Source organism: Pseudoxanthomonas sp. 22568 (genome assembly GCF_052044485.1).
GTDB lineage: Bacteria > Pseudomonadota > Gammaproteobacteria > Xanthomonadales > Xanthomonadaceae > Pseudoxanthomonas_A > Pseudoxanthomonas_A beigongshangi.
In genome coordinates this window covers 98,905-106,661 of sequence record NZ_JBQENC010000015.1, presented here as the reverse complement: position 1 = coordinate 106,661, position 7,757 = coordinate 98,905, and the positions used below count along the sequence as shown (strand labels likewise).

General features: G+C 67.9%; 6 protein-coding genes and 1 pseudogene. 5 read left to right on the top strand and 2 right to left on the bottom strand.

Translation table 11 applies throughout. The annotated features are described in order from the left end of the window. Positions 1-338 precede the first annotated feature (338 nt). On the bottom strand, positions 339-800 hold the full coding sequence (locus ACTJI2_RS17145) for a CopD family protein (protein WP_328805089.1): 462 nt from the start codon (positions 798-800) through the stop codon (positions 339-341). Between the two features lie 144 nt (positions 801-944). Between ACTJI2_RS17145 and ACTJI2_RS17140 the strand changes: the two genes are divergently transcribed. Continuing rightward, on the top strand, positions 945-1,541 hold the full coding sequence (locus ACTJI2_RS17140) for a class I SAM-dependent DNA methyltransferase (protein ID WP_183638349.1): 597 nt from the start codon (positions 945-947) through the stop codon (positions 1,539-1,541). An 80-nt stretch (positions 1,542-1,621) separates the two neighbouring features. Continuing rightward, positions 1,622-2,863: pseudogene (locus ACTJI2_RS17135) on the top strand (polyhydroxyalkanoate depolymerase); the annotation flags it as partial. A gap of 75 nt (positions 2,864-2,938) precedes the next feature. Here ACTJI2_RS17135 and ACTJI2_RS17130 read toward each other — a convergent pair. Next, a complete protein-coding gene (locus ACTJI2_RS17130) occupies positions 2,939-3,157 on the bottom strand; it encodes a DUF6289 family protein (protein WP_183638355.1) in 219 nt (72 codons plus the stop codon). 452 nt (positions 3,158-3,609) lie between these two features. Here ACTJI2_RS17130 and ACTJI2_RS17125 point away from each other — a divergent pair, with 452 nt between their 5' ends. From ACTJI2_RS17125 to ACTJI2_RS17115, 3 genes are read left to right on the top strand one after another with little or no spacing between them, the layout of a single operon-like run. Beyond that, a complete protein-coding gene (locus tag ACTJI2_RS17125) occupies positions 3,610-4,164 on the top strand; it encodes an RNA polymerase sigma factor (RefSeq protein WP_440842835.1) in 555 nt (184 codons plus the stop codon). Beyond that, the gene (locus ACTJI2_RS17120; RefSeq protein WP_440842834.1) at positions 4,161-5,252 is read left to right on the top strand and encodes a FecR family protein; all 1,092 of its coding nucleotides are present in this window, start codon (positions 4,161-4,163) and stop codon (positions 5,250-5,252) included. Before ACTJI2_RS17125 ends, ACTJI2_RS17120 begins: the two co-directional genes overlap by 4 nt. 15 nt (positions 5,253-5,267) lie before the next feature. Then, positions 5,268-7,634, top strand: coding sequence for a TonB-dependent receptor domain-containing protein (locus ACTJI2_RS17115; RefSeq protein WP_440842833.1), 2,367 nt, complete (start codon positions 5,268-5,270; stop codon positions 7,632-7,634). Positions 7,635-7,757: the final 123 nt, after the last annotated feature.

The following is a 7,757-nucleotide window of genomic DNA, read 5'->3' as shown; positions in this document are numbered from 1 at the left end:
TTTGGAATGAATCGACGGGCATCGCGAATCGCGACTGACGTCGCTCCCACAAGATGGGCGTCGCTGAAGTCTTGGAATGGCCGAAGCCGGCGGATTTCGAGAAGAGCCGAAAATCAAAAAGCCCGGGCTTATTCCCTTGTAGGAGCGACGTCAGTCGCGACCGTTGGGCTGCACGGTCGCGGAATTTTCCCGGTCGCGACTCACGTCGCTCCTACGGACACTCCGATTGTGGGAGCGACGTCAGTCGCGAGCTTTTCGGGTGAATCGACGGGCATCGCGAATCGCGACTCACGTCGCTCCCACAAGGTGGGAGCGCTGAAGCCTGCAACGCCCTTGATTCAGAACGGCTTGGCCAGCACCAGCCAGACGATGCCGATCAGGACGATCACCGGTGCTTCGTTGAACAGGCGCAGGGTGAAGGAGGACGGCAGCGTGCGGCCCTTCTCCACGCCCTTGAGCCAGCGGCCGGCAATGATGAAGTGGGCCAGCACCAGCACCACCAGGGTCAGCTTGGCGTGCAGCCAGCCGGCGCCGGGCGCGGCCATCGTCGGAAAGCCCGGAATCACCTTGTAACCCAGCCACAGCACCAGGCCCAGGATCACCGCCAGGCCGAACATGTTGTGGCCGAAGCGGTACAGCTTGCGTCCCATCAGCAGCAGCCGCGCCTGCACGTCCGGCTGTCCCGTCGTCTCGGCGAGATTGACCAGGATGCGCGGCAGGTAGAACACCGTCGCCATCCACGCGATCACGAACACGAGGTGGAAGGTCTTGACCCAGAAGTAGAGGCTGGCTTTGTCCACGCGGGACTCCGGTGCGGGCGAAGGGTGCGCGGATTCTCCGCCATCACGCGGACCGCTGTCCAACCGAAACACCATCGCCGCCCCTTTTACTCCGCCTCGCAAACCGGGATCCTTGCCGATGAGCTTGCCGAGGTTTCCATTCCGATGAAGAAGTACGACGCCCATTATTTCCAACGCTGGTATCGCGACGGCGAGATCGGCGGACCGCAACGTCTCGCGCGCAAGGTGGCGCTGGCGGTGGCCACCGCCGAGTACTACCTGGAGCGCCCGATCCGCACCGTGCTGGACATCGGCTGCGGCGAAGGCCCCTGGCGCGCGCCGCTGCTGAAGCTGCGCCCGCGCCTGCGCTACCTGGGCTTCGACAGCAGCGAGTACGCGATTGCCCGCTACGGGCGCAGCCGCAACCTGCACCTGGCCACGTTCGCCGATTTCGAATACCTGCGCCCCTGCCCGCCGGTGGATCTGCTGGTCTGCGCCGACGTGATGCATTACCTGCCCACGCGCGATCTGCGCCGCGGCCTGCCGGGGCTGGCGGAACTGTGCGGCGGCGTGGCCTTCCTGGAAACCTTCACCCGCGAGGATGAATACGAAGGCGACCACGACGGCTTCCAGTCGCGCCCTGGCCGCTGGTACCGCCGGCAGTTCGAGGCCGCCGGCCTGCGCGCGGTGGGCTCGCACTGCTGGCTGGCGCCCGCCCTGGCCGCGGAAACCGCCGCGCTGGAGATCCCGGGCGCTGGCTGAACAGGCCGATTCCGGGTGGTCCCGGATTGCGCTATGCTGCGCCGCAGCAGACTGCACCAAATCCGGGATTCCCGTTGCCCATGACTCTCCTGTACCAGTGGCATGAACTTGGCCGTGCCTGGATGGCGCCGCTCGCCTACATGGCCGAAGCCAACGCGCGCATCTTTTCCGCGCCCGGCAGCTGGCTGTCCAACCTGCCCGGCGCCGAGCGCATCGCCGCCGGCAACGAACTGATCTACCGCATCGGCAAGGACTACGAGAAGCCGGCCTGGGACATCCACGAGGTGGAAGTCGAGGGCCGCACCGTGCCGGTGGTGGAGCAGGAAATCATCAAGAAGCCTTTCTGCCGGCTGCTGCGCTTCAAGCGCTACACCGACGACGCCGACAGCATCAAGGCGCTGAAGGATGATCCGGTGGTGCTGGTGGTCGCGCCGCTGTCCGGCCATCACGCCACCCTGCTGCGCGACACCGTTCGCACCCTGCTGCGCGATCACAAGGTCTACGTGACCGACTGGGTCGACGCGCGCATGGTGCCGACATCCGAGGGCGCCTTCAGCCTGGACGACTACGTCGCCTACGTGGAGGAGTTCATTCGCCACATCGGCGCCGACAACCTCAACGTCATCAGCGTTTGCCAGCCGACCGTGCCGGTGCTGGCGGCGGTGTCGCTGATGGCCGCGCGCGGCGAAGCCACGCCGCGTTCGCTGGTGATGATGGGCGGTCCGATCGATGCGCGCCGCAGCCCGACCGAGGTCAACAGCCTGGCCACGCGCAACCCGCTGTCGTGGTTCGAGAACAACGTCATCCACAGCGTGCCGATGCCCTATCCCGGCCAGGGCCGGTCGGTGTATCCGGGCTTCCTGCAGCACGCCGGCTTCATCGCGATGAATCCCAGCCGCCACTTCATGTCGCACTGGGATTTCTACGCCAACCTGGTCAAGGGCGACCTGCAGGACGCCGAATCGCATCGCCGCTTCTACGACGAATACAACGCGGTGCTGGACATGCCGGCCGAGTACTACCTCGACACGATCCGGGTGGTGTTCCAGGAATTCCTGCTGCCGCGCGGCAAGTGGAAGGTCAACGGCGAACTGGTCAATCCGGCCGCGATCAGGAAGACCGCGCTGCTGAGCATCGAAGGCGAACTGGACGACATCTCCGGGCTGGGCCAGACCGCCGCCGCGCACGACCTGTGCACCGGCATCCCCAAGGCGCGGCATGCGCACATCACGGTTGAAGGCGCCGGCCACTACGGCATCTTCAGCGGCCGCCGCTGGCGCGACAAGGTGTATCCGCAGGTGCGCGACTTCATCGCCAGGTACGCCGACTGATCCCCCGCGCGACCACTCGCCTGCAAACAGAAAGCCCCGCGCGAGCGGGGCTTTTTGCTGCTGCCGTCAACTCTCGTCGCGGCACCCCTGTATGAAAACCTTGTTGTCGGTGACCACGCCCCAGCGTCCATCGGCGGCGCCGCATCCGGCGGTCCACGAACCCACCAGCACGCCTTCCTCGTCGTAGTAGTGCCACGTCCCCTGCCAACCGGCTGCCGCGTTGAAGGACACCAGCGCCAGGAATCCCAGCGAAGCCGCTACTGCAAGAACACGGTTACGAGCCATAACAATCATCTCCATGATGTTCGCGGCGGAAGACCGCGCCGACACCGTAGACATTCCCGCACGCGGCTTCTGTTAACCATGCCCCAAGTTGGCGGATGGCTGCATTCAGGGATGTGCAGGATGCGTCACACACTGCCGCGCGGGCGCCGGCGCGGAATCCCGGCGACCTTCGCTGCTTTCCGATCCCGATGCCACCGTTGGTGCGCGATGCATCGATGCCGTGGCGGGGAAACCTCCGCTTCCACCATCACCGCCGGTCAACCCGCCTCCGGAACCGCCATGCGCCATCACCCCGGACCAGGACCGCGGGTACGCGAACCGCGCCGGCCTGCGACCACCCGCTATGCTTGTCCCGGCCTCGTGCGGCCGGGCCGGGACAGCCGCCAGGACCGGGCATTTCACTTTCGACTCCCCGCTTCGTCTCTACCGGCATGGCTGAATCCAGAAATAAGTTGCCTCCCGGTGCACCGGTCCCCGACGGGGCCGGCGCGCGCGCCTCCGCCGAGGATCTGGTCCGCGACTTCAACCAGTCGCTGGTGCGCATGCTGCAGTTGCGGCTGGGCTCCTACGACGACGCCTGGGAGGTCGCGCAGGAGGCCTATGCCAAGCTGCTGAACCTGGGCAACGAAACCACCATCAGTTTCCACCGGGCCTACCTGTTCCGGATTGCGCAGAACCTGGCAACCGACCTGCTGCGCCGCCGCGCCCATACCGAGCAGCCCGCGCCGGACGGCGTGGACCTGTGGCCGGATCCGGGCACCAGCCCGGAACGCTCCGCCAACGCGGCGCAACTGGTGGAACGGCTGCCCGCCCTGCTGGCGGAGCTGCCGTACAACTGCGCCGAGGCCTTCCGGCTGGTGAGGGTGCAACAATTGAGCTTTGCCGATGCGGCAGGCGTACTGGGCCTGACCGAGCGCATGGTCCGCATCCATGTGGCGCGCGCACTGACGTACTGCCAGGAACGCCTGGACGGCATCACGGACGAGTGGGAGGAAGAACAATCATGAACCCGACATCCACGGAGCCGCGCAAGACGGCCCTGCGCGAGGCCGGCCACTGGCTGCTTCGCATGCAGGAAGAGGATGTGCCGTCGAAGGAACTGGAAGCCTGGTGCGACTGGATGGCCTCGCCGGCCAACGCCGCGGCCTTCGACGATCTGGCCGCGTTGTGGGAAGCGGCGGGAACGCTGGATTCGGACACCGTGTTGCGCGCGCGGGCCGCGCGCAGCGTCCAGCCCGCGACCTCCCCGTCCCGGTCCGCGCCTCCCGTCACGGCGCCGGCCCGACCCTTGCGTCGCCGCTCGCGTCGCGGCTGGGCATGGGCCAGCGCCGCCTGCGTGGCGTTGGCCGTGACGCTCGCCTGGTTCCTGATCCCGCGCGGTGCGCCGGAAGACCCGTCGCAGTCCTTCGCCACCGGCATCGGCGAACGCCGCCAGATCACCCTCGCCGACGGTTCGATCCTGGAACTGGATGCGGCGTCCGAAGTCAGGGTCCGCTACCACCCTGACCGGCGCGACATCGAACTGCGCAACGGCCGCGCTTACTTCCAGGTCGCGCACGCGCCCGATCGGCCGTTCGTGGTCGATGCCAAAGGCGTCCTCAGCCAGGCGCTGGGTACCCGCTTCAGCGTGGCCGAACATGGCGATCGCGAAGTGACGGTGGTGGTCGACGAAGGCCGCGTCCAGGTCAGCGCAGCCGGGGACGGGCGTGTTCGTCGCTACCTGGCCACCGGCAACCAGCGGATCCGCTACAGCCTTGCCAATGGCCTGCAACCCCCGCAGGCTGTCAACGCGCCGCTCGCCACTGCGTGGCGGCAAGGCGCCGTGGTCTACCAGGGCGAACCGCTGGACAGCGTGATCACCGATCTCAACCGCTATTCGCGCGTCCCGATCCGCCTGCAGGATCCCGCCCTGGGGCAACTCAAGGTCACCGGGCGCTGGGAGGTCGCCAGCATCGACCGCTGGATCGACGGCCTGGCCAAGGCGCTGCACCTGGACGTCCGGCGCAGCGAAGGCGAGATCTTGCTGTCCAGCGACGAACCGCAGAACAATCCGGTGAAGCGTCCCGCGGTGCCTCCCGGAGACGGCGCTCCCTGATCCGGAACACAGTCCTTGCCAGCCGCCGTTGCCGCCACCGTCCGCCATTGCATGCGCCCTCCGGCGCCGGCGTGGTGGACGGAGCTTTCCGGCTGGCGGCGGCGGGGCGGACTGGCGCTGCTGTGGCTGGGCTTCTGCCTGTCGGCGTGGGCGGCGCCCTCGCCACGCGTGGCCTTCCGTATTCCCGCGCAACCGCTGGACGAGGCCCTGCTGAGCTTTTCACAGCAAGCCGGCCTGCCGCTGGCGGCCGTCGGCGATCTGGGTGGCGCGCGCCGCAGCCCCGGGGTCAGCGGGGTAATGACGGTGGAGGCGGCGCTGGAACGCCTGCTGGAAGGCAGTGGCTACGCTTTCAGCGTGGAAGGCGGGGTGATCACCGTGTCGCCGCGCGCGCCGGCACGCGCGGAACAACCCGCGCCGCAGCCGATCGCGCTGGTCGCGCCCACCCGTACCCTGGCGCCGCTGGTGGTGTCGGCGCGCAAGCGCGACGAGCGCTGGATGGACGTGCCGATGGGATTGTCGGTGCACGCGGGTGAACGCATCGAGGCGCTGGGCCTGCAGAACGCCACCGACGTACTGCGGCTGACGCCCGGCGTGGCCGCGGTCGACGCCGGCGCCGCCTTCACCCAGGTGCAGATCCGCGGCATCTCCAGCTCATTGGGCGGCAACGACAACGGCTACTACCTGGACGACATTCCCTTCACCGGCGTCACCGTGCCGTGGCATCCGGACACGCGCGCGTTCGATCTGGAACGGGTGGAAGTGTTGAAGGGCCCACAGGGTACGCTGTTCGGCGAAGGCTCAATGGGCGGCACCGTGCGCATCCTCACCCGCGCGCCTGAACTGGATCTGTTTTCCGCCGCTGTGCAAATGGGAGCGTCCAGCACCGAAGGCGGCGCCGACGGCGGCATGGGCAAGGCGATGGCCAACCTGCCGCTGGTGCCGGACAGGCTCGGCCTGCGCCTGGTCGCCACCCGCGAAACGCTGGCCGGCTGGGTGGACACGCCCGACGGCGGTCGCGACATCAATCCGCAGCGCGTCACCACCCGGCGCGCGCGCCTGCGCTGGTCGGCCAGCGACACCTGGATGACCGATTTCAGCCACATCGGTTCCACCACCCTTGCCGAGGGCGGCGGCTACGCGGCCACCGATGTCCTGCAGACCAACGCCTATCAGGACACGCGGTCCCGCTGGCGCGCCAACAGCATCAACAGCAGCCTGGAACTGCCCGCCTCGCGGCTATTGCTGGTGGTGTCGGATGCCCGGCTCGAATACGTGATCGACGGGATGCTCACGCCGACGTCCACGCTCCGGGGAACCCTCGACATCGACGTGGACAGCTCGGAGCTGCGCTGGAGCTCGCACGGTGCCGGCCCGCTGGAGTGGATTGTCGGCTATTCGCATCGCGAAGCACTGCGTCGCGATGCGCTGTTCGTCGATGGCGAATACGCGGTGGCGCGGCAGTCCAACCGTGCGGACGCATTGTTCGGCGAAGTCACGCTGACACCCCGGGATTCCGCCTGGTCGACCACCGCCGGATTGCGCTACTTCACCGACGAGGTCAACGGAACGGCACTGTCCTCGACACGCGACACGCGCCTGCGCTCGACCTTCCATCGGCTCACGCCGCGGATGAGCGTCAACCGGCGGTTCTCGGATCAACGCACGGTTTATGCCAGCGTCGCCGGCGGATTCCGCTCGGGTCAGTTGCAGCCGGCCGACTCGCAGGCCGCCGCGCTCGCCGCCGGGATCACCCTGCCCTCCACGCTGCCACCCGATTCGCTGGTGTCCTACGAAATCGGACTCAAGCAGATCACCGCCGGTGGCCGCCTGCTGGTGCAGGGCGCTGCGTTCCACACCCGTTGGCATGATCTGCCGGTGCGGGTTCCGATCGACGGCACCCACAACGGGTTGATCAATTCGAACGGCGCGATCGTGCGGGGCGTGGAACTGGGGATGAGCTACGCGCCCGCGGCGCAACTGCGGCTGGAATTGGGCGCGACCTGGCTGGACGCCCACTATGCCGCCGACGTGCCGGGCACGCCGCTGCGCCGTGGCACCCAGATCTACAACGTGCCCCGCACCAGCCTCTCGGGCACCGCCACCTATGCCTGGCCGATCGGACCGGACATGAACCTGACCGCGGCCAGCCGCGCCAGCTACCACTCGCGCCGCCAGACCGGCCTGGTCGAAGGCGACGAAGGCGACGCGATCCTGGATCTGGGCCTGCGCCTGGGCCTGGAGTCCACGCGCGGATGGAGCAGCTATCTGTACGCGGACAACCTGCTCGACGAACAGGGCGCGGTGGATGGCCGCGCCCCGTACGGCAATGCCACCCGCCTGCGTCCTCGCAGCTACGGCATGGAACTGCACTACCGCTTCTGATCCTGCCGCCGGCGCCTGCGCGCCGTGCCCATTTCACTTTTGTTGCACCGGTTCGTCATGGCATCGAGTGACCGGCGGGCGCGGGGGATATCCGCGCATGCCGGCCTTCCGACCGTCATCAAC

Bases quoted from the DNA above. Each gene is read 5' to 3' on its own strand.
- ACTJI2_RS17140 (WP_183638349.1), top strand. From the start codon at position 945: ATGAAGAAGTACGACGCCCATTATTTCCAACGCTGGTATCGCGACGGC.
- ACTJI2_RS17130 (WP_183638355.1), bottom strand. From the start codon at position 3,157: ATGGCTCGTAACCGTGTTCTTGCAGTAGCGGCTTCGCTGGGATTCCTG.
- ACTJI2_RS17120 (WP_440842834.1), top strand. From the start codon at position 4,161: ATGAACCCGACATCCACGGAGCCGCGCAAGACGGCCCTGCGCGAGGCC.